Raw genomic sequence first — 21513 nt, 5'->3', positions numbered from 1 at the left:
TTTGGCGGAAATGAAATAAAATAGTTAATTAAGCAGCGGCTATTTTTTAGCCATAAATACTTTCTCTTTGTAAAGTAATGAATGGCATCAAAATTCATTTAATGGTTTTTCACAATAATCATATATCTAACCTCACAACCAAAAATAAACACCATGCTTAAATATCTATCCACTGTAATTTTAATCTTTGGTATTTCTGGAGCAGTACTTGCACAGTCTGCTATCAGAGGTACGGTTACTGAAGAAGGTTCAGGGGAGCCAATCATAGGCGCTAACCTGATCTTGATGGGAACCAACCAAGGTAATGCAACTAACCTTAACGGTGAATACGTAATCCGGGATGTTCAGCCGGGAACTTACACTATCCGTGTATCCAGTGTTGGATTTGTAACTATCACCGAAGAAATCACTGTTGGTTCTAGTGATATGGAACTGAATTTTGAAATGGAACTAACCAGTGCTTCACTAACGGCACTTGAGGTTTTTGCTTCCCGTTCAGATCAAACCACACCGGTTGCTTTCTCTGATGTAGATCAGGAAGCTATTCAGGCTCAATTAGGTTCGCGTAACCTTCCTGAAGTGTTAAATATTACTCCTTCTGTTTATTCAACCGGAGAAGGTGGAGGTTCCGGTGATGCCCGAATTAACGTTCGTGGATTCAGCCAACGTAATGTTGCTGTTATGATCAACGGTGTACCTGTAAATGATATGGAAAATGGCTGGGTATACTGGTCTAACTGGGATGGTATTGGTGATGCTGCCCGTTCTATCCAGGTTCAAAGAGGTATTTCTAATGTAAACCTTGCAGTACCTTCAGTGGGTGGTACGCTTAACATTATTACGGATCCTAGTGCGAATCAAGCAGGCGGTTCTGTGAAGTTTGAAAATGGAAGCGGTGCTTTTACCAAAAAGACCCTTCAATTAAATTCCGGTTTAATCAATGACAAGTGGGCTTTCAGCGCTGTAGGTGTGCGTAAAGAAGGCGACGGTATCGTTGAAGGAACCTGGACCGATGCATGGGCTTATCACTTGGCTGCTTCGTATCAAGCCAATGAAGACAATCGCTTTGATCTTTTTGTATTGGGTGCCCCTCAACGTCACGGACAAAACCTGTACAAATTGAATACCGCTGCTTACGACCGTTCTTACGCATTGAGCCTTGACGGTTACGACCCGGCGGCTGCAGATGTACACGGTGAATTAGGTCGTTTCGCCAACCCCAATGTATCCGGAGTTTCTTCTTCATACAATGGAAAACAATATATTGGTGACGGTGCATGGGTGAATTCTTCTATCCAGAGCCGGTACAGCAAAGATTTTATTAACGAGCGTGAAAACTTTTTTCACAAGCCGCAAATTAACCTGAACTGGTATAGTGAGTTAAGCGATAAGCTTACCATGACTAACGTACTTTACTATTCCGGAGGACAAGGTGGTGGAACCGGTACTCTTGGGGATATCGAGTGGGATTATAGCCACAACCAGCGTGTAGCTGACTGGGATGCTACTATTGCTGATAACGCTTATGACCCAGTCAATAATCCAAATTCAGAATCCAATGGAATTATTCGTAACAGCCGTAACAACCAATGGACCATCGGTGATATTCTGAAACTGTCTTACCAGGCAACTGAAAATTTTGAAATTCAGGCCGGGCTTGACTGGAGAACAGCTGAGATTGAGCATTACCGTGAGGTACGTGACCTGCTTGGCGGAGAATACTACGTTGAAACCAACAATGAGCTGAATCCAAACTACCGGGCAAGATTAGGTGATAAAGTTGCTTATGACTTTACAAACACCGTAGACTGGTATGGCGGGTATGTTCAGGGTGAGTATGTAACTGACCAATACAGTGTATATGCTACTGGTGGTATTTCAACAATTAAGTATACTCATGAAAACTTTTTCCTAGAGGAAAATGGCAGCCCATTGACTCGTGAGTCTGATAACATTGTTGGATATCAGGTAAAAGGTGGCGGTCTTTATAATATCAATGATAATCTGGGTGCATATGTAAATGTAGGTTTCATTTCTAAAGTGCCGATCTTTGATAACGTAATTAGCGATTTCAATGGTGCTATTAATGAAGATCCTCAAAATGAAAAATTCTTTTTCTATGAAGCGGGTCTTCGCTATCGTGATGCCAGCGGTAAGTTTGGCGTAAATGCCAACTACTACTTGACTGACCGTCAGGACCGATCATTTACAAGAGGTGTGCAGCAAGAAGATGGAAGTGATGGTATTATTAACATTTCCGGTCTTGATCAAATGCACTCCGGTGTTGAATTGGAAACTTCTTATAAGCCTAATGACTGGGTTCGTTTGGATGTTGCCGGTTCTTATAACCTTTGGGAATACCAAAACGATGTTTCTGCTGTTTATCTGACAGATCAAGGAGATCCTGGAAGTGCGCAAAACATAAATCTATATCTTGAAGGCCTGAAAGTAGGTAATGCGCCTCAGGCTCAATTGGCTTATGTCCTTGGATTGCAGCCTTCCAATAATGTTGACGTTCAATTAGTGGGAACCTCTTTCTACCGTCACTGGTCAGACTTTAACCCAATCGGTCGGGATGATGAAACGGACAGAGCACAACCATGGCAAGCACCTAACTATACGGTGTTTAATCTGCACGTGAACTATACATTTGATGATATCCTTGAAGGAACAACCTTCTTCCTGAACATGTTCAACCTGCTTGATGAAACATATATTCAGGATGCAGTTGACAATAGTCGTTTTAACGACTTTGATGGAGACCACGATGCGGATGACGCTGAGGTATTCTTAGGTCTTCCAAGACGTTATAATTTTGGAATCCGTGTTAATTTCTAATTAACCGCCCAAAGTAAAAATTAAGTAAATTTTAAAAGCAGCCTGTTTTACAACAGGCTGCTTTTTTATTTTAGAGTATTATGAAAAACTACTTTTTGAGTTTGTTTATTTTGCTAATGGCTTTTGGGTGTACTGCTCAGCAGCCGGAATCTGAAAAATTATTATTGGTATCCTTTGACGGTTTCCGACATGATTATTTAACCAAAGCTGAAACCCCAAATTTTGATAAACTTGTAGAGACCGGAGTAATAAGTGAAGGACTTATCCCCATTTTCCCTTCTAAAACATTTCCCAATCATTACGCTATAGCCACCGGTTTATATCCTGAGAATAACGGCTTTGTCGGGAACAACATGTACGATCCGGAAATGGATGCACGCTTTACGATCAGAGACCGGGAGGCAGTTGAAAATCCCGCTTGGTATGAAGGGGAGCCCATCTGGAATACGGTGGAGAAAGCGGGTAAAAAAGCAGGCACTATGTTTTGGGTTGGTTCCGAAACTCCTATTCAAGATATGCGGCCCACACACTGGAAAGTGTATGATGAGTCGATGAAAGATTCAGCCAGAATAGATACCGTTGTAAAATGGCTGAGTTACGATGATCCCGGACAGGTAGATTTCGCCACCCTGTACTTTCACTTTGTAGATACCCAAGGACACTGGTACGGCCCTGATTCCCCGCAAGTAATTGAAGCCATAAAAAGAGCAGATGAGTTAGTGGGATATTTGATACAACGGATGAATGAAGAAGCTCTGACTGATATTACAAACCTGATGATTGTTTCTGATCATGGAATGGCAGAAGTTTCTCAAGACAAGATTGTGGTTTTGGATGACATGATTAACCCGGATGACCTGGAGGTGGTTGCCTACAGCCCGGCGTTGATGGCTAATGTAAAGGGTGATAAGCTGGATGAAGTGTATACGGCACTGAAACAAAACGAAGAACATTTTAAGGTATATAAGAAGGAAAACATTCCTGAAAGGTATCACTTGAAAAATCATCCGAGAGTTCCTGAACTTTTATTGGTAGCGGATTTGGGATATACCATCAATTCAAAAGAATACTTTGATGCACGAGAAGATTACCCTTCAGGTGGAGCACATGGCTTTGATAACCGTGAGAAAGAAATGCATGCTATTTTTGTAGCTAATGGGCCTGACTTCAAAAAAGGATATCAAATGAAGTCTTTTGAAAACATACACCTGTATGACCTGATGGCCACCCTTCTGAATATCAAACCGGCAAACACTGATGGGAGCATAGATAGTGTTTCTGTAATGCTGAATTAAAAGAAGAAATTATAATTCAAAAAAATCAGTTCTATACTGGTATAAAGATTGCATCTGTCCTAAAGTGAGGGGATATTCCAATCGGCTAAAATTCACCCCATTATTACAATATATAACTGATTTATACACATGGCTTACGTTGTAACTGAACCCTGCATTCAATGTAAATATACTAACTGCGCCGCCGTCTGTCCGGTTGATGCTTTTCGTGAAGGACCAAACTTTTTGACGATTGATCCTTTTGAATGTATCGATTGTGACGCTTGTGTTTCTGAATGTCCGGTAGAAGCAATTTACCCGGATGATGAGGTGCCGGAAAAATGGGAAGACTATATTGAGCTGAATGAACGTCTTGCTGAAGCTTGGGACGATCGTATTATCAACGAAACTCAGGATGCATTACCGGATGCCGATGATTGGGCTGCCAAAGAAGATAAACGAGATCAACTGATAGAAACCTGGTAAGTTTCCCATAAGATTCGGCGAGTTAGAAATACATTCAACTATGATCTAACCCCAATTTTTTGTCTGCAAAAAATTCAATTTTAAGCACTTTTTCTTCTCCAAAAATAATGGGGATTTTAAATGCTACGCCCGATTCTTTCAGCGATGGCGGTAAATACACGGATCTCAGCAGGGCGATGGATCGTATACATTTGATGCTGAAGAACGGGGCTGAAATTATTGACGTGGGTGGGGAATCAACACGCCCCGGGGCAGATCCTGTTTCTGTTCAACAGGAAATGGACCGTGTAATGCCCATCCTTGAAAAAGCAATTCCGGTTTTTAAAAAAGCCGTCTTTTCGATTGATACCACCAAGGTTGAAGTCGCAGAAAAAGCGTTAGAAGCCGGCGCAAAAATTGTGAATGACGTAAGCGGGATGCAAAAAGAACCCGGGCTTGCTGACTTATGTGCAAAATACGATGCTGCTTATGTTTTAATGCATACTCAGGGTGATCCTAAAACCATGCAGAAAAATCCCGAGTATGAGGATGTGGTAAAGGATGTAATGAATTTTTTTGAGCAGCAACTGGCGGAAGCAAAAAAAAGAGGGGCTCATAAAGTTATTCTCGACCCGGGAATAGGTTTTGGTAAAACAACAGAGCATAATCTTAAATTGATTGCTCATCTTGACAAATTCCATAAATTTGATTTACCTATATTGGTTGGAGCTTCCCGCAAGTCCATGATTGGTAAGATATTAAACAACCGGCCTACAGACGGTCGACTTACAGGTACTGTTGCACTTCACTATCATGCACTTACAAAAGGCGCAAATATATTGCGTGTGCACGATGTGAAGGAAGCTTTCGATTCAATTCGTATATTCAACGCAGTTCAATCTCAACAATAACAAAATCAGACGGCTTTGTTTCCTATTGGTTTTCTCGAATTCGGAATTAAAGATTTCGTCGAGACGCTCATTATTGCGCTCGTCTTGGTCTATCTATATCGATGGGTAAAGGGGACGTTTGCCATTCAGGCTGCATTGGGAATTTTGTTTGTAGTGATTATAAATGTGGTAATTGGTCTGCTTGGCTTTACTACCATCAATTCAATTTTAAGTCAAATACTGGATGTGGGAATTATCGCTCTGATTATTCTCTTCCAGCCTGAAATCAGAAAGCTGCTCTACCGGCTTGGAACCAATACAAGTCTTGACCGTTTTTTCTCAACCTCTAATTCTGATAAGACCATTGATGAAGTGGTTACGGCCGTAAAAGAAATGTCGAAGCATAAAATTGGTGCTTTGATTGTCTTTGCCCGAACATCTTCTTTGCAGGATTTAGTGGATGCAGGGGTTAACATTGACGCTGAAATCAGAAGCGAATTATTGGTAACAATCTTCAAAAAAGAAACCCCTTTGCACGATGGTGCTGTTGTGATTCGGGGAAATAGAATTGTTGCGGCAAGCTGTTACCTCCCTATATCACAGAATCCAAATATCTCTACTTCATTTGGGACGAGACACCGTGCAGCCGTAGGAATCAGTGAGTCCAATAATGTCTTTGTGATTGTGGTATCAGAAGAAACCGGCAGGATCTCTATTGCCCGCAACGGCGCACTCACAAGCGGCTTAACTATTCAAAAACTCCGGGCTGAAATGGAAGAATCGTTCGGAGATCAAAAATTTGATGAAGACGTCGCTTTCAGTTCCCCCCAAGCCGACATAAATTTGAACTGAACGCCGGTTTTTATGCATCCCCGGCCTGAAGGCTTTAGTTAATCTGGCCGATCGTTGAACCCAAGCCTTTTCATATCCTGATTCAACAGCCTGCGCTCACATCATCGATCAGATGGGTGATCCATCAGATCGAGTTCATGGTTGTTTATTCTGGCTCCCGGTCTGATGGCTCCAAGTCCATCTGACCGATTGTTGGAGTAGGGTACCTAAGTTTTCCGAACCCTAATCCGGCATTCTGCGCCTATAACATTGATCAGATGTGTAATACATCAGGTCGGTTTCAATCAATTTCCGGATTGCAGAGTATATTGCGATAACACAGGATAGTGATCACTGGTTGTATTGCCATAATTAGTTACATAATCATCTGCAGGAAATGAAATAACCGAATTTTCTATATAGAAGTTATACAACTCATTGGAGGTTAGGTGATGATCAATGACATCCGGATAGGAGACCGTAGAAGAGATACCGGCATCAGAAAGTTCTTTCGTGGGAAAGATGTAGTTCAATGAATCATCTACAAAATTTTGATATGCGGAGCTTTTAGAGGAGGTAATCGAAGTGTCCACGTCATCGTTAAAATCCCCGATAACCATTACGTAAGCATCCGGCCATGTTTGGTCAAGATAAGATTTAAGTGCTTCCGCTCCTGTTTGTTTCCGCTCATACGACTCATTATCTGTACAGCATTTGGCATGCAACAAAACTACGATGAAGTCTTGAGTTATGTTATTGATAGTGGCTGAAAGTTGAAATTCAACAGGTGGCCGCCCTGCAAATTCATGATCATAATCGGTCAGTATTACTTGAGCACTATTTACAGTGATTATATCTGTTTTGTATACCAGTCCTACTTTTTGTTCGTTTCCCCCAAAATCATCGTAGTAAGCAGAATCACTTTGAACTGTCGGATCATTTGCTAGAATTCCTTCATAACCGTCAAGTTTGTCCAACAAAGTATTAAAGTGAGAGGATGAAGTGATTTCCTGCACCGACCAAATGTCTGCTTCCAGGCCTGAAATTACGAATTCAATATTATCAAGCTGAAGTTGCTCATTGGATGGGCCTTCACTGATATCTCCAAACCATTCCAAATTCCATGTGGCAAAGTCCAGAGAAGAGGCAGTGCCTATTGCATCAAATTCGGTATTGGGAATGGGTTCATTATTATCGGGAAGCGGGTTATTCTTGCTGCTGCATCCTGTAAATAAAACGGCCGAAAGAAAAATAAGTACGCCTAAATAATGGAGAGGCTTGTTATTCATAACAAATAGCATGAGTACGGGAATTTTGTTGATATAGGCAGTGGTATATTTTTAGAGGTACTTTTAATCAAAAAAAGTGAGTCTCAAGGTAAAAAAATCTCTTGGAATAAAGGGGCGGAATATTGGGGAATAAAAAAACCAGCCACAGAATATGGCTGGTCTGAGATTTTAATCTACTTAACAATGAGGATTAGAAATTAACAGTTGCTTGGTTTGAACAAGTACTGGTTCCGGCCTCGCAAACCTGGTAGGTATAACTTCCTCCACCACGGTTATTAATATTATCAGTGTAACTTCCATCGTTGGCAGTAGTTACAATAAGTGAGGCATCGCGATAAACATCAACATCAGTTGAAGTGGCTCCTGACCAAGTCAAATCTGCTTTCTGAGCTCCCTGAACTTTGTATCCGCTAACAGAAAGAGTGATATCCCCTGATGTTGATTCTGAGACGATTACATCTTGGGCATCAGTACCTGTTGCTCCCCCATCGTCTGTAACCGTAAGGGTGACAGTATAAGTGTTTCCGGAGGCATAAGAATGGCTTATGGTAGATCCGGTGCCGGTATTCCCATCTCCAAAGTCCCAGCTATAATCAGTTATAGACCCGTCACTGTCGGAAGAGCCGGTTCCATCAAAATCACAACTCAATTCAGTACAGGTATAAGTAAAGGAAGCAATAGGAGGGTCATTCGTTTCACCGCCGCTGCCTGAAAGGGAATAGCTTGAAAGTACCGGGTAGTGGTCGCTGGTAGTTTGATCATAATCTTCCACATATTGATCGGCAGGAAAAACCTGAACAGTACCATCTACATAAGCAGCAATCAATTCATTGGTGCTCAGGTGATGGTCAATCATATCAGAGTAATATACTGTAGAAGTAATACCTGCATCCGACAGCTCTTTTGTAGGGAAAACATAACTGGCTGCATCATCGACAAAATTTTTGTAGGGAGATTCGTTTGGCTTTTGTATCGACTGATCTACATCGTCGTTGAAGTCTCCAATCACTTTTACATGGGCACTGGGCCAGGTCGAATCAAGGTAAGTTTTTAAAGCTACTGACCCGGCTTGTCTTCTTTCAAACGCATCTCCGCGTGATCCGGCTTTGGCATGAAGTAAAATCATTACAATATCCTGAGTAACTCCATCAACTGTAGCGGAAAGCTGAACTTCAACCGGGGGGCGACCGGCAAATTCATAATCATATTCTTTGAGAATCACTTTCGCACTTTCAACAGTGACAAGATTGGTTTTATATATGATACCTACTTTTAGCTCATTATCCTCAAAGTCGCTGTAGTATGCAGCACCGTCTGTTACAAAAGGATCATTGGCTAGAAACCCATCATATCCCGAAAGTTGTGAGACGAGATTATCGAAATGGGGTACACTGGTTACTTCCTGAATTGACCATAGATCCATGTCTAATCCGGAAATGATATGATGTACATTTTCGAGTTGAAGCTGCTCATTGCTGGGCCCATTTTCAGTGTCACCAAACCATTCCAGGTTCCAGGTGGCAAAGTCAAGTGTAGATGAGGTGCCTTCTGCAGGAAAAGCTGTTTTATATAAAGCCTGACTTCTTGTGCTTGTAGGTTCTTCTGATTCAGTTTGTGAAATCAGGTTAGATTCATCGCTGCAACCAGTAACCAACAAGGCCGAAAGCAATACAAATGTCCCTAAAAAATTGAAGTATTTCTTCATATTTGATCCTTTTTTTTATTTGAATTTAAACATACTTACCCCTTTGGGAGGCAACGGGGTAATCGAATTCAAAGTAGTTAAAAAAAAAGAAGGTCAATTTCATCCATTTAACAAAAGGATAATTTAAAGCACATAGTGATAAACATATAATTGTGCTTATTGAAGCGAAAAAAGCACGTATCTTTTTAAGGGGTATTTCGAAAAAATAACCGGATTAATTTTTTTGCGGCCGTAAAAGAGGATACCTCTTTATTTTGTACCTGCTTACGGGTTATTTCCAACCTCTTTTTTAACTCCGGATTATCATAAAAGGCGCGATGCAATTCCTGGTTAATACTTTCATCCAGCCAATAGCTGGCTTGTTCTCTTCTTTTTTGCTCGAAAAAGCCCTTGCTTTTAGTATGCCGCACAAACTCATCTATGATCTCCCAAACTTCAGGAATTCCTTTATTGTGAAAAGCCGAGCAAGTGGCAACTTTTGGAATCCATCCGGATTCTGTAGGTGGGAATAAGTGAAGCGCGTTTTTATATTCAGCCATTGCTCGTTTTGCAGCATCCTCATTTCCGGAATCAGCTTTGTTAATGACAATGGAATCTGCCATCTCCATGATTCCGCGCTTAATGCCTTGTAATTCATCACCGGCGCCGGCAAGCATCAACAGTAAAAAGAAATCGACCATGGAATGAACAGCTGTTTCGGATTGGCCCACGCCTACGGTTTCAATTAAAATAGTATCAAATCCCGCAGCTTCGCACAGAGTAATGGTTTCCCGGGTACTCCGTGCAACCCCGCCCAATGAGCCGGAAGTTGGAGTAGGCCGTATGTATGCTCTGGGGTGATTAGAAAGTGTTTCCATACGCGTTTTATCACCTAAAATGCTTCCGCGCGTTTTGGAACTGGAAGGGTCCACTGCCAATACTGCCAGTGTGCGGTTCTCTTCTTCAATAACATAATTTCCAAAAGCCTCGATAAAGGTACTTTTACCTACACCGGGTACCCCTGTAATTCCAATCCGGACTGAATTCCCTGAATGTGGCAGGCAGCCTTCTATAATATCCTGGGCAAGTTCCTGATGCTCCTTTTTTGTGCTTTCGATGAGGGTAATGGCACGGCTAAGCAACATCCGGTCTCCGGATAAAATGCCGTCAATAAATTCTTTTGAGGAAGGAAGTTTTTTACTCACATTTCCCTCCTGTAACTTTTCCAAAGTTACCGGGAAATGGAAGTTGGCAGAGGATTCTTACTAACTTTGGAAAAGTTAGTAAGGGCAATATTTCGTCCTCGCTCCTGCGCTCCGCATTGGAGCGAATGGAAGGAGCTGAAGAAGATCGATCAATCCAGTCCATTGGAATAATTCTCTATCAACACATCTAAAATTTGTTTGGCTGCTTTTGGAATGACGGTTCCGGGCCCAAATACAGCTGTTACTCCGGCGTCATACAAGAAGTCATAGTCTTGTTGGGGAATTACGCCGCCGGCAATAACAATAATATCATCGCGACCGTGCTTTTTTAGTTCATCAATAACCTGGGGAACCAGAGTTTTGTGTCCACCTGCCAGACTGGAGACCCCTAAAATATGCACATCATTTTCAATAGCTTGTTTTGCGGCTTCTTCAGGAGTTTGGAAGAGCGGCCCGATATCCACATCAAAGCCCAAATCGGCAAAGCTGGTTGAAATAACCTTAGCACCGCGGTCGTGACCATCCTGACCCATTTTAGCCACCATAATTCTCGGGCGCCTTCCATCCAGCTCGGCAAATTTATCGGCCAGGTTTAAGGCTGCTTTAAACTGATCATTATTTTTCAATTCAGAAGAATACACGCCGGAAATAGATTTTATGGTTGCTTTATATCGCCCGAATGATTTTTCCATGGCATCAGAGATTTCGCCAAGAGTTGCTCGCTCGCGGGCGGCATCAACTGCCAAAGCTAATAAATTTCCATCACCGGATTCAGCACATTTGGTAAGTTTATCAAGTGCTCGTTGTACGTTTTTATCGTTTCGGTCTGCTTTCATTTTATTGATGCGCTCAATCTGAGATTTTCGCACTTTCACGTTATCCACTTCCAGTACATCAATTTCTGACTTTTCATCGGTTTGGTATTTATTAATGCCGACAATGGTGTCTTTTCCGGAATCTATGCGTGCTTGTTTCCGGGCAGCCGCTTCTTCTATGCGCATTTTGGGGAGTCCGGTCTCAATGGCTTTAGCCATTCCTCCCAATTCTTCTACTTCGCCAATCAATTCCCAGGCACGCCGGGCAATTTTGTCCGTGAGATATTCTACATAATAAGAACCTGCCCACGGATCCACTGCTTTGGTGATGCCGGTTTCTTCCTGAAGGTATAACTGCGTATTTCGCGCTATACGGGCCGAGAAGTCGGTAGGTAATGCAATGGCTTCATCTAAGGCATTGGTGTGGAGAGATTGAGTGTGACCCAGTGCTGCGGCCATTGCCTCTACGGTTGTTCTTGCCACATTATTAAATGGGTCCTGCTCGGTAAGGCTCCAGCCTGAAGTTTGGCAATGCGTTCGCAGTGAAAGCGATTTTTTATTTTTCGGGTTGAAGGACTTCACAATTTTAGCCCATAACAATCGAGCGGCCCGCATTTTTGCAATTTCCATAAAATGATTCATCCCAATAGCCCAGAAAAATGAAATCCGGGGGGCAAATTCATCAATATCCATCCCTGCATCAATTCCGGTCCGCAGGTATTCCAGTCCGTCGGCCAGGGTATAAGCCAGCTCTATATCACAAGTAGCCCCGGCTTCCTGCATATGATACCCGCTGATGGAAATGGAATTAAACCGCGGCATATTTTGGGAAGTATATTCAAAAATATCCCCGATGATTTTCATGGAAGGTTCAGGCGGATATATATAGGTGTTCCGCACCATAAATTCTTTCAGAATATCGTTCTGAATCGTTCCGGCCAGCTGTTCCGGTTTTACTCCTTGTTCTTCAGCAGCTACGATATAAAAAGCCATAACCGGAATTACAGCACCGTTCATAGTCATGGACACCGACATTTTATTCAGCGGTATTTGATCAAAGAGGATTTTCATGTCTTCCACAGAATCAATGGCAACACCGGCTTTACCGACATCTCCGGATACCCTGGGGTGGTCAGAATCGTAACCTCGGTGGGTGGCTAAATCAAAAGCTACGGAAAGGCCTTTTTGGCCGGCTTCCAAGTTCCTTCGGTAAAAGGCATTGGATTCTTCAGCCGTCGAAAAGCCGGCATACTGCCGGATCGTCCACGGCCGAACGGCATACATAGTTGAATAAGGCCCGCGGAGGTAAGGCGGAATTCCTGCAGCATAATTCAGATGCCCCAGTTTTTTAATGTCACTTTGGAAAAATTTTGGCTTAACCGGAATTTGTTCGGGAGTTTCCCACTTGGAATCAGAGGCTCCGTTTGATTTCTCATCTGACGGAAGATTTAAACTGATTTTTGAAAAATCTTTCTTCATTATCCTTCTCCCATTTGAAGTACAGCCTCAATATTTAAAGGCTCAATTTTTTGAATGTCTAAGAAGGAACCGCCTGAAAATTCAAAATCTCCCAAATTTTGAATTTTGAATTTTGAATTTTGAATTTTCCCCGGCGTGTACTTATTCACTCCCACCAATACCTTTTGCTTTTCTTTGTAGGCTGAGATTTTTTCTTCCTTAGACTTGTTGATCTCACTTTGAATAAATCCGCTTTTAATGCATTCATAAAATCCGCCTTTGCTTTCAATTTTCTGGAACAATTCCCAACTTTCTCGGGCTATTTTATCTGTTAAAACTTCGATATAATAAGAACCGGCTCCCGGATCAGCTACCTTATTGAGATAGGCTTCTTCTTGTAAAATGAGCTGGATGTTTCGGGCGATACGTGAGGAGAAACCGGATGCTTTTTCAAAATGTTTATCATAACGGTGAACCGTGACGGCATCACACCCACCCAAAGCGGCAGACATGGCTTCGGTAGTGGTACGGATCATGTTATTGTGTGCATCGGTTCTAGATTTATTCCACAAAGCTGTTTCGGCGTGAATTGAAAAGCGAGAATCTTCAACCTTATATTCTTGCAGAACCTGCTTCCACATCAATTTGAATGCACGGTATTTGGCAATTTCGGGAAAGTAATGAGGACCGGCTGAAAAGTTAAAATAGGTATGCCCGGATGTGTCTGTATTTTCTCCTAACCCTAAAAATTCATTTCCTGCCGCCAACGCAAAAGCAATTTGTTGAATGACGGTAGCGCCTGAATTGCCATACGGGGCAGAGTCAACCAAACAGTATTTAAAAGAGCTTTCAAATTCCTTCAGTATATGTTGAAGGTCTTTTTTAGCTGCCAGTTTGCCGGTTTGGAGGGCATTAGAAAAGGGGTCAAAGGAAAAGTGGATATCGTATTTTTTCGATTCCAGGTTACGCTCTTTGCAAATTTCGTTTACCCATTTAGCTATTTGTGGAATTGAAAGCGAAGGTCCGAATTTGAGTGTAATAATATCAATTTGAACATTCTCTAAAAGTTGCTCGAGGTCGTTGCGTGTGGAGAAACGTTCGGCTTTCAAGTTAAAATTCAAGCCTGAAGCCCCATTTTCAAGTGCTTCTAACGCAAGCGAATTGGCTGTGCTAATGTCAGCATCATCAACAGGCTCAATAATATTCCAAGATCCGGAGCTGCGAACAGGATTCGCGTTTTGATGAATATTTTTTAAGTGATCCTTTCGGTAGAAAGGTAAAGCATCGAGCCCTTCTTCCGGGGACCAGCGCAACACTTCTTTATAATTTTTTCCTTTTAAATCTGCTTCAATTACAGCTTCCCACTCATCAATTGAAACTGAAGGAAACTCGTTAAAATCAAGATCGTCCTTAAAATCCAGTTTTTCCAAAACAGCTGTATGTGTTTGTAGTCTTTTTATTTTAGGTCAAAATAAAGAGGTCAGAAGTTCTTTACTAACTGCAGTTAAAAAATACCGTTTTAATTAGTAAAAAAGCGCTTACAATTTGTATATTCTGATCAATTTTTACCCCAAACCAACTCACTTACTTTATAGATGGAACAAACGGAGCAATTAATTCCGCCTTTAACACAGCTCACCGAAGATGAACAAATGCTAAAAGAAGCAGCTGCTGATTTTGCCGAAGCTTCAATAAAGCCTTTGGTAGAAGAGATGGATGAAAAGGCCAAACTTGATCCCGATTTAATCAAACAGTTTTTTGAAATGGGCTTGATGGGAATCGATATTCCTGAGCGTTATGCCGGTGGAGGCGGAACTTTTATGATGTCTGTTGTTGCCATCGAGCAAATTTCCCGCGTCGATGCTTCAGCCGGTGTTTTCATGGATGTACAGAACACATTGGTGAATAATGCCTTTATTAACTTTGCTTCAGATCACCTCAAAGAAAAATATTTACCACAATTAGCTACCGAAAAAGTGGGGGCATATTGTTTGTCAGAAGCCGGATCGGGAAGTGATGCATTCGCCCTTAAAACAGCGGCTAAGGAAGATGGAGATCATTTTGTACTTAATGGAACCAAATTATGGATTACTAATGCAAATGAAGCCGATATCTTTCTTGTGTTTGCAAATATAAATCCGGAGGCCGGATATAAAGGAATAACGGCTTTTGTGGTGGAACGGGGCATGGAAGGCTTTTCAGTCTCCAAAAAAGAAAATAAGTTGGGGATACGAGCCAGTTCCACATGTGAAATTTTATTGGAAGATTGCCGTGTTCCCAAAGAAAATGTGTTAGGTGAAGTAGGAAAAGGATATAAAGTAGCCATTGAAACATTAAATGAGGGCCGTATTGGAATTGGTGCTCAAATGATCGGAGTTGCCCAGGGTGCTTTTGATGCAGCTTTGGCTTATGTACAGGAACGAAAGCAGTTTGGGAAAGCTATTTCCGACTTTCAAGGTGTTCAGTTTCAGCTGGCACGCATGGCAACAGATATTGAAACTGCCCGTTTATTGGTATATAATGCAGCACGCATTAAGATGAGTGGTCAAAAATTTTTGAAAGAAGCCGCAATGGCTAAGTTCTATTCCTCTGAGGTGGCTGAAAGTGTAAGTTCGCAAGCTATCGATTTATTTGGAGGATACGGATATGTGAAAGAATATCCCGTAGAGAAATATTACCGTGATTCTAAGATCGGTAAGATCTACGAGGGTACAACGAACATGCAGCTCAGCACAATTGCTAAGTTGCTACTTCGATGAGTGAGTGAGAAAAAGGGGGCTTCGGCCCCCTTTTTATTTTAACGTCTATTCGGTTTTGTTTTAAAACATGCCTTTGAGAAACCCTGAATTATTTAGCTCTTCTTGAGTGATGGCACACCGGAATCCAACATCGTTATGTACCATTAAATCATAAGTTCCAACCCGCCAATAGGTCCGGTTAACTTCGATTTCCTCCTCAAAACTTCCGCCTCTGATGATTCGTACTCCCCTGTTTTCCAGATCATAAAGACTGTCCGGCGCAGAGTAGTGTTGATAAAAAGAGCCAACATACTCAAGTACATTCCCGCTCATATCATACAAACCCAGTTCGTTTGGCTTTTTACTGCCAACCGGGTAGGAAAAATTGATATCCGAGTTGGAGGTTACAGCATATAATTCCAAAGAGTCCGGGGTATTGGTTCCCGAATATGGAGTTAGTTTACCCCCTGAGCGGGCAGCATATTCCCATTCTGCTTCAGTTGGAAGCCGCCAGTCCCAATAGTTACAAAATGCCCGGGCGTCATACCAATTCACATACACAACCGCTCTTTTCTCGCGCCCGTAATTTCTGTCATTTGGAAGAGCTCGGTTTGTAGCTAAGGCAAAATCATCGTATTGTTTGTAAGTAACTTCATACTTTCCGATATAAAAGTTATCTAAAGTTACCTCATGCAAGGGAAGGGCATCGTCATTGGTACTGTCGATAACATCTCCCATGATGAAAGTGCCTCCTTTTACAAAAACCATTTCGGGCTTGGAAATAGTTGGTGTGTTTTTGAAAAAGGAGCAACTATTCACGGAAAGTACAAGCAGCAAAAAAAGCAGGATATTGTGAAGAAAATAAAACATACTAATAACATAGTATTTATTTAAAAAAAATTCCAGAAAATGGAATGATGTTGTAGTTGACAGAGTTTATGTTTGGCAGAACACCGACATCTCTCTTACTTAGACAAATCAATTAAATAAAAATGGATCAGAAGTTAGACCATCAGATTTTAGATCAGCTGAAGAAATGCAGTAAAGATGAAGCCTCATTTTCTAAACTTGAAGAAATATTTGGGGAACTTTACCAACACTATGAAGAAGTGAAAAAGCAGCTTTCGCTGGTAGAGCAAGCGATAAAGCATGACTATGATTCAATTCTCATTACAGAGCTGGATCTTGAAAAACCCGGGCCTAAAATTGTTTATGTAAATGATGGATTTACAAAAATGACGGGATATACAAAAGAAGAGGTATTGGGAAAAACCCCGAGGATTTTACAGGGAGAGAAGACAGATCGCCATGTATTGGACAGACTTAAGGAACGGCTTATTGAAGGTCAGGCTTTTTTTGGGCATACGGTCAACTATAAAAAAGACGGTAGTGAATTTGTAAATCAATGGGATATACATCCGCTTACCAATAAGAATGGAGAAATTACTCACTGGGTTTCTTATCAACGGGATATTACTGACCGTAAGGAGTCGAGTAAATTAATATTTGATGCCAACCTCGATTTTGACAATCTGATAGAGGAGTCTAAAAAGACTTATGTTGATTTAGACATTCAAGGCAATATCATTGCCTCAAATAATTCTTTTAAGAATTTATTGGGGTATGATGCGGATGAGCTGAAAACCGTTAAAATCTGGGATTTGGTTTCTGATGACGATCAGAAAGAGCTGAAAAACTTATTTGCTGATTTTGATTCAAAAAAGGTTGAAGATGAGTCATACCCATGGAAATTTATTCAAAAAGACGGGGATGAAGTAAAGCTGGAAGGCAACATCAACTATTTTGTTAGCAATGATGAGACAATTATACGGGTACATTTCGATAATATATCGTTACGAAATCGTATTGTTGAAACGCTTAAAAGGAAAAAAAGTGAATTTGAGGATATAGTTGGCAAAAAAGATGAATTTTCGTTGCGATTTGTTATCACTGAAGATGGTGAAACCGGCTGCAAATTTGTTTCCGATAGTTTTAAGAGTGTAACCGGCCTCGATCCGGATACGATTTTAGGTAATGGGGTAAAGGATGTAATACATGCTGATGACCTGAGTGATATCGAAAAGGCACTTGAAAAAGCATTTAACGGAACCCCTTCGAGTATAAGCTGTAAGTACAAAACTTCAGAAGGGGATTATATTTCCGTAATACAATCTTTTAAACCGGATTATGGCTCAAGCGGTGAAGTAGTAGAAAGTGTAAAAAGTGTGGCTGTAATTGAATTAGAAGTCGAAAACTGAGCAATATCTTATTGTTGTTAAAAAAAAGCCCGCCTAAGTGTGGGCTTTTTCTTTATGGGGAATAGGTGAAGCCTTATATTCAAAATAAAAATGGATATTCAAGAAACAGAAGAAAGGATTGTTAGAGAGTTTGAACTGCTTCAGGACTGGCCGGAGAGATATAAGTATATTATAAAGCTGGGTGATAAGCTGGATCCCATTCCGGAAGAGGCTAAAGTGGAGGAAAACCTTGTTAAAGGCTGTCAAAGTCAGGTTTGGCTAACTGCTCAAATGGAAGATGGTAAAGTCATATTTAAGGCCGACAGCGATGCAGCTATCACCAAAGGCTTGGTTTCACTGATGATCCGCTTTTACTCGAACAGGGAACCGGATGTGATACTTAACACTCCTCCGTCATTCATCGACAAAATTGGGATGGCCAAGCATTTGTCACCTACTCGCGCAAATGGTTTGGTTTCTATGGTAAAACAGATGAAAATCTATGCCATGGCCTTTAAATCCCAAAAAACGTTATCGTAATCTAATTGTAAGGTTCAAAATAATTCGGTTAATTCCCCTCTAATGGGGATTAAAAATGGATATGAGTAAGAAATTTTCTCTCACCGGTATTTCTGACATCGCCTTGGGTAAAGACCTAAGGACTGAGGAGGATGTTGTTGGTAAGAAAGCGGGAATGACGGTCTTAAATTCCGTTTCATTCTTCCTTGCAGGGGTTTCCGTGTTATTTTTAGTAGCATTCCAGATTAATGAATCTGTTTCATTAACATGGTTCTTTTTGTCAGAGGCGATCGCTTTTCTGTTAATTCCATTTCTTGCCCGCCAGGGTTTCGAAAAAGCGGCCAAAATACTGCTCATTGCCTACGCTGATATCGGTATTGTTATTCTAAGTTCGGTTTTCGGCAACGATGCAATGATTCAGGCCTTTTTTATTCCTGCGATGGGCTTGTCTATACTTTTGTTTGATAATGCGCAGGTTCATTTGCGAAATATTGGGATACTGCTTTCTGTTCTCTCCTACTTTATTTTAGATTATATCATTTTTGAACGCATTAGTATGTCCGACAGTGGGTTTTCTTTGGTGAGATGGGCGGTACTTACCGGTTCTTTTGTAACAACATGGCTCATTTTTAATACATTTTCTCAATTCAAAGAAAGCGCAGAACATCAAACTATGGAGCTGCTGCAAAAAGAGCAGGAGCTGAATCAAGAACTTAGCTTAAAACAGGAAAAGCTGGAAACGTATATCAATCAGCTTGAATTGGCTACAGAGCAGCTTGCGAAAAGTACCAAGGCCAAGTCCGAATTCCTGGCTACAATGAGTCATGAAATCAGAACGCCTATGAATGCTATTTTGGGCATGACACATTTACTTAAGCAAGATAGTCCAAGAAAGGACCAGATTGAGCCGATCAATATCCTGGATTTTTCCGGTAAAACTCTTTTGTCACTGATTGATGATATTCTGGACTTCTCGAAAATTGAAGCCGGAAAAATTGAATTTGAAAACATTGAATTTGAGCTGAATAAGTTAATCAATGTAATTATTGAGAGCTTTAAAGCCACGGCTCAAAATAAAGAAATAAATCTAAGCGCAAGTATCGGAGAAGAAGTCCCGAATATGTTAGTCGGTGATCCGGCCAGGCTTACACAGATATTGAATAATTTAGCCAGTAATGCCCTGAAATTTACGGAAGAAGGGGAAGTTCGGTTAGAAGTCGAGGTTGTGAGTGATTATGAAGATGCCGTTCGTCTTCAGTTTGCTATTTCAGACACCGGCATAGGAATTGAAAAAGACAGAATTGAAACAATTTTCGATAGTTTTACTCAAGCCAGCCATGATACTAAACGGTTATTTGGGGGTACGGGCTTAGGACTTACTATAAGTAAACAGCTCACTGAGTTGCAGGGTGGAAAAATTTCAGCGATAAGTGAAGAGGGTAAAGGCAGTACATTTATAGTAGAACTGACTTTTGATAAGAGTACTTCCGACAAAGAAGTTTCTGAAGTTTTTGATGAAAATAAGGGTTCTCAAAGTATTCGCGGACTAAAAGTATTACTTGCTGAAGATAATCTGGTTAATCAAAAAGTAATGATGCGATTCCTTGAGCGATGGAATGTTGAAATGAAAGTAGTAGACAATGGGCTGGAAGCAGTAGAAGCGGTAAAAGAAAATAATTATGATGTGATTTTAATGGATCTTCAAATGCCGAAGATGGACGGGTATGAAGCTTCAGAAAATATTCGCAAACTGGATGACCCATACAAGCGAAAAATACCCATAATAGCACTAACAGCAGCGGCTTTGAAAGAGGTGCGTGAAAAGGTTTATGCATCAGGGATGAATGATTTTGTAACCAAGCCTTTTAATCCTGATGAGCTTGAACACAAACTTTTTAATTACATTGAGAAATAAGAGTTTTGGCTCCAGTTTATTAGCGATAATAAAAAAAGCCGCCCCGTATCAGGGGGCGACTCTTGGTTTTTCGGGGTACAAATGAAATTCCGGCTTACTGCATTTCTTTATGTTCCGGTATACTTACATTGAAAGTCGTTCCTTGCCCTTTTTTGCTATTAACCCTGATACTGCCTTTGTGCAGCTCTACAAACTGTTTGACCAGGGGTAATCCTATGCCGGTACTTATCTCACCTTGTGTGCCTTGTCGCTGATGGTTCTTATTTTTTTCAAAAAGAGTAGGTAAAAATTCTTCAGGGATACCAATGCCTGTATCGGTTACGGAACATCGGAGTTCACGTGTACTTTTTGAACTGATGTCCGCATTTATGATAATGGTATCACCCTTTGTGCTAAACTTCAGGGCGTTTGAAACAAGGTTACTGAGAATGAGTTTAAATTTCTCATTGTCAAGTCTGAATGATACCGGGGTATTGCAATTAAGTTTGAGGTCAACATTTTTTGATTTGGCAAGCGGGGTATAGATATGAATGAGATCTTTTATTAATTCGTCAATAGCAACGTTATCTAAATGAAGCTTTGAGTCACTTTGGAACATGGCATTCGACATTAACTCACTGGTATAGTTAATTAATTTATGTCCGCTTATTTCAATCATAGAAAGAATTTCAAAAAGTTCTTCCTTCTCGCCGTCCCAAAGATTCTGTAAGTAATGGGCTGAACTTATAATACCGTTAATAGGACTTTTTATATCGTGATTAACCGCTCTCAAGAAAAGATCTTTTTCTTTATTCAACCGTTCAAGTTGGCGTTGCTTACTTCGAAGCTCAAGCCGGGCCATGATTTCGTTTGCCAAGGTCTTTAGCGATTTTTTCTGGGATTCATCAAGTTTCTTTGGTTTGGTATCCAGCACACAAAGCGCACCAACCCTGTATCCTTCAGGTGTTATTAAAGGATAACCACTGTATGATCGGTATTTAGGGTTTCCCTCAACATACGACATGTTCATGAAGCGCTCATCTTTTGAAAGATCTTCTATTTCAAAATTTTCATCCTTCATGATAGTGTACTGACATACACTTTCAGAACGCAGGATGGATTGCCCGGATTCGTCTCCAAAAACGGCCTTGCTCCATTGTCGGTCATGATCCAAAATATTCATTAAAGATATCGGGGAACCGGTTATGATGGCTGCCAGCTCTACCAGCGATTCAAACTCTTCTTCAGGAAGGGTGTCCAGAATTTGATAATGATCAACTTCGGCCTGACGTTCGGCTTCATCATCCGGAGTTACATAAGCGACTTCATTATTAGTATCTACAAGCGTAAGCATGAGTGAGGGGCCTTCAGTTTTA

At 41.1% G+C, this 21513-nt stretch carries 16 protein-coding genes; 9 read left to right on the top strand and 7 right to left on the bottom strand.

Annotation, left to right across the window (positions count from 1 at the left end; genetic code table 11):
- Nucleotides 1-153 precede the first annotated feature (153 nt).
- From HUJ22_RS10250 to cdaA, 5 genes are all read left to right on the top strand, one after another.
- Nucleotides 154-2838 carry a TonB-dependent receptor gene (locus HUJ22_RS10250; protein ID WP_290876928.1) on the top strand — a complete coding sequence of 895 codons (2685 nt, stop codon included), beginning with the start codon at nucleotides 154-156 and terminating at the stop codon, nucleotides 2836-2838.
- Nucleotides 2839-2918: 80 nt separating this feature from the next.
- On the top strand, nucleotides 2919-4133 hold the full coding sequence (locus tag HUJ22_RS10245) for an ectonucleotide pyrophosphatase/phosphodiesterase (protein ID WP_290876926.1): 1215 nt from the start codon (nucleotides 2919-2921) through the stop codon (nucleotides 4131-4133).
- Between the two features lie 129 nt (nucleotides 4134-4262).
- Nucleotides 4263-4598 (top strand): DUF3470 domain-containing protein, encoded by a 336-nt coding sequence (locus HUJ22_RS10240; RefSeq protein WP_290876923.1) that lies wholly within the window; start codon nucleotides 4263-4265, stop codon nucleotides 4596-4598.
- A gap of 107 nt (nucleotides 4599-4705) precedes the next feature.
- A complete protein-coding gene (gene folP / locus HUJ22_RS10235; protein ID WP_290876921.1) occupies nucleotides 4706-5488 on the top strand; it encodes a dihydropteroate synthase in 783 nt (260 codons plus the stop codon).
- Nucleotides 5489-5503: 15 nt separating this feature from the next.
- Complete coding sequence (gene cdaA / locus HUJ22_RS10230) at nucleotides 5504-6319, top strand: diadenylate cyclase CdaA (RefSeq protein WP_290876918.1); 816 nt, start codon at nucleotides 5504-5506, stop codon at nucleotides 6317-6319.
- Between the two features lie 284 nt (nucleotides 6320-6603).
- Here cdaA and HUJ22_RS10225 read toward each other — a convergent pair whose 3' ends face one another.
- The 5 genes from HUJ22_RS10225 to HUJ22_RS10205 all read right to left on the bottom strand — a co-directional run bounded on the left by HUJ22_RS10225 (nucleotide 6604) and on the right by HUJ22_RS10205 (nucleotide 14179).
- On the bottom strand, nucleotides 6604-7587 hold the full coding sequence (locus HUJ22_RS10225) for an endonuclease/exonuclease/phosphatase family protein (protein ID WP_290876915.1): 984 nt from the start codon (nucleotides 7585-7587) through the stop codon (nucleotides 6604-6606).
- 190 nt (nucleotides 7588-7777) lie between these two features.
- Entirely contained in the window at nucleotides 7778-9292 is a 1515-nt protein-coding gene (locus tag HUJ22_RS10220) for a PKD domain-containing protein (protein ID WP_290876912.1), read from the bottom strand.
- Nucleotides 9293-9477: 185 nt separating this feature from the next.
- The gene (meaB, locus tag HUJ22_RS10215; protein WP_366871099.1) at nucleotides 9478-10416 is read right to left on the bottom strand and encodes a methylmalonyl Co-A mutase-associated GTPase MeaB; all 939 of its coding nucleotides are present in this window, start codon (nucleotides 10414-10416) and stop codon (nucleotides 9478-9480) included.
- 209 nt (nucleotides 10417-10625) lie between these two features.
- Nucleotides 10626-12770 carry a methylmalonyl-CoA mutase gene (gene scpA / locus HUJ22_RS10210; RefSeq protein WP_290876906.1) on the bottom strand — a complete coding sequence of 715 codons (2145 nt, stop codon included), beginning with the start codon at nucleotides 12768-12770 and terminating at the stop codon, nucleotides 10626-10628.
- Nucleotides 12770-14179: a methylmalonyl-CoA mutase subunit beta gene (locus HUJ22_RS10205; protein ID WP_290876904.1), complete on the bottom strand. Its 1410-nt coding sequence runs from the start codon at nucleotides 14177-14179 to the stop codon at nucleotides 12770-12772. Before HUJ22_RS10205 ends, scpA begins: the two co-directional genes overlap by 1 nt.
- A gap of 165 nt (nucleotides 14180-14344) precedes the next feature.
- Here HUJ22_RS10205 and HUJ22_RS10200 point away from each other — a divergent pair, with 165 nt between their 5' ends.
- On the top strand, nucleotides 14345-15508 hold the full coding sequence (locus HUJ22_RS10200; RefSeq protein ID WP_290876901.1) for an acyl-CoA dehydrogenase: 1164 nt from the start codon (nucleotides 14345-14347) through the stop codon (nucleotides 15506-15508).
- A gap of 60 nt (nucleotides 15509-15568) precedes the next feature.
- Here HUJ22_RS10200 and HUJ22_RS10195 read toward each other — a convergent pair whose 3' ends face one another.
- Entirely contained in the window at nucleotides 15569-16255 is a 687-nt protein-coding gene (locus HUJ22_RS10195; RefSeq protein ID WP_290876898.1) for an SUMF1/EgtB/PvdO family nonheme iron enzyme, read from the bottom strand.
- 224 nt (nucleotides 16256-16479) lie between these two features.
- Between HUJ22_RS10195 and HUJ22_RS10190 the strand changes: the two genes are divergently transcribed.
- From HUJ22_RS10190 to HUJ22_RS10180, 3 genes are all read left to right on the top strand, one after another.
- Nucleotides 16480-17745, top strand: a complete 1266-nt coding sequence (locus HUJ22_RS10190; protein ID WP_290876895.1) for a PAS domain S-box protein — start codon at nucleotides 16480-16482, stop codon at nucleotides 17743-17745.
- A gap of 90 nt (nucleotides 17746-17835) precedes the next feature.
- A complete protein-coding gene (locus HUJ22_RS10185) occupies nucleotides 17836-18264 on the top strand; it encodes a SufE family protein (protein WP_290876892.1) in 429 nt (142 codons plus the stop codon).
- A gap of 61 nt (nucleotides 18265-18325) precedes the next feature.
- The gene (locus HUJ22_RS10180) at nucleotides 18326-20158 is read left to right on the top strand and encodes a response regulator (RefSeq protein ID WP_290876890.1); all 1833 of its coding nucleotides are present in this window, start codon (nucleotides 18326-18328) and stop codon (nucleotides 20156-20158) included.
- A gap of 94 nt (nucleotides 20159-20252) precedes the next feature.
- Here HUJ22_RS10180 and HUJ22_RS10175 read toward each other — a convergent pair whose 3' ends face one another.
- Nucleotides 20253-21491: a GAF domain-containing sensor histidine kinase gene (locus HUJ22_RS10175; RefSeq protein ID WP_290876889.1), complete on the bottom strand. Its 1239-nt coding sequence runs from the start codon at nucleotides 21489-21491 to the stop codon at nucleotides 20253-20255.
- Nucleotides 21492-21513 lie beyond the last annotated feature (22 nt).

The sequence above is a fragment of the Gracilimonas sp. genome (assembly GCF_014762685.1).
Classification (GTDB): Bacteria; Bacteroidota; Rhodothermia; order Balneolales; family Balneolaceae; genus Gracilimonas.
This window is presented reverse-complemented; position numbering and strand designations above follow the sequence as displayed.

Bases quoted from the DNA above. Each gene is read 5' to 3' on its own strand.
- HUJ22_RS10195 (WP_290876898.1), bottom strand. From the start codon at position 16,255: ATGGTTTTTGTAAAAGGAGGCACTTTCATCATGGGAGATGTTATCGAC.
- HUJ22_RS10175 (WP_290876889.1), bottom strand. From the start codon at position 21,491: ATGCTTACGCTTGTAGATACTAATAATGAAGTCGCTTATGTAACTCCG.
- HUJ22_RS10200 (WP_290876901.1), top strand. From the start codon at position 14,345: ATGGAACAAACGGAGCAATTAATTCCGCCTTTAACACAGCTCACCGAA.
- HUJ22_RS10180 (WP_290876890.1), top strand. From the start codon at position 18,326: ATGAGTAAGAAATTTTCTCTCACCGGTATTTCTGACATCGCCTTGGGT.
- meaB (WP_366871099.1), bottom strand. From the start codon at position 10,416: ATGTTGCTTAGCCGTGCCATTACCCTCATCGAAAGCACAAAAAAGGAG.
- HUJ22_RS10240 (WP_290876923.1), top strand. From the start codon at position 4,263: ATGGCTTACGTTGTAACTGAACCCTGCATTCAATGTAAATATACTAAC.
- HUJ22_RS10190 (WP_290876895.1), top strand. From the start codon at position 16,480: ATGGATCAGAAGTTAGACCATCAGATTTTAGATCAGCTGAAGAAATGC.
- HUJ22_RS10220 (WP_290876912.1), bottom strand. From the start codon at position 9,292: ATGAAGAAATACTTCAATTTTTTAGGGACATTTGTATTGCTTTCGGCC.
- HUJ22_RS10185 (WP_290876892.1), top strand. From the start codon at position 17,836: ATGGATATTCAAGAAACAGAAGAAAGGATTGTTAGAGAGTTTGAACTG.
- HUJ22_RS10250 (WP_290876928.1), top strand. From the start codon at position 154: ATGCTTAAATATCTATCCACTGTAATTTTAATCTTTGGTATTTCTGGA.
- folP (WP_290876921.1), top strand. From the start codon at position 4,706: ATGGGGATTTTAAATGCTACGCCCGATTCTTTCAGCGATGGCGGTAAA.
- scpA (WP_290876906.1), bottom strand. From the start codon at position 12,770: ATGAAGAAAGATTTTTCAAAAATCAGTTTAAATCTTCCGTCAGATGAG.
- HUJ22_RS10245 (WP_290876926.1), top strand. From the start codon at position 2,919: ATGAAAAACTACTTTTTGAGTTTGTTTATTTTGCTAATGGCTTTTGGG.
- HUJ22_RS10225 (WP_290876915.1), bottom strand. From the start codon at position 7,587: ATGAATAACAAGCCTCTCCATTATTTAGGCGTACTTATTTTTCTTTCG.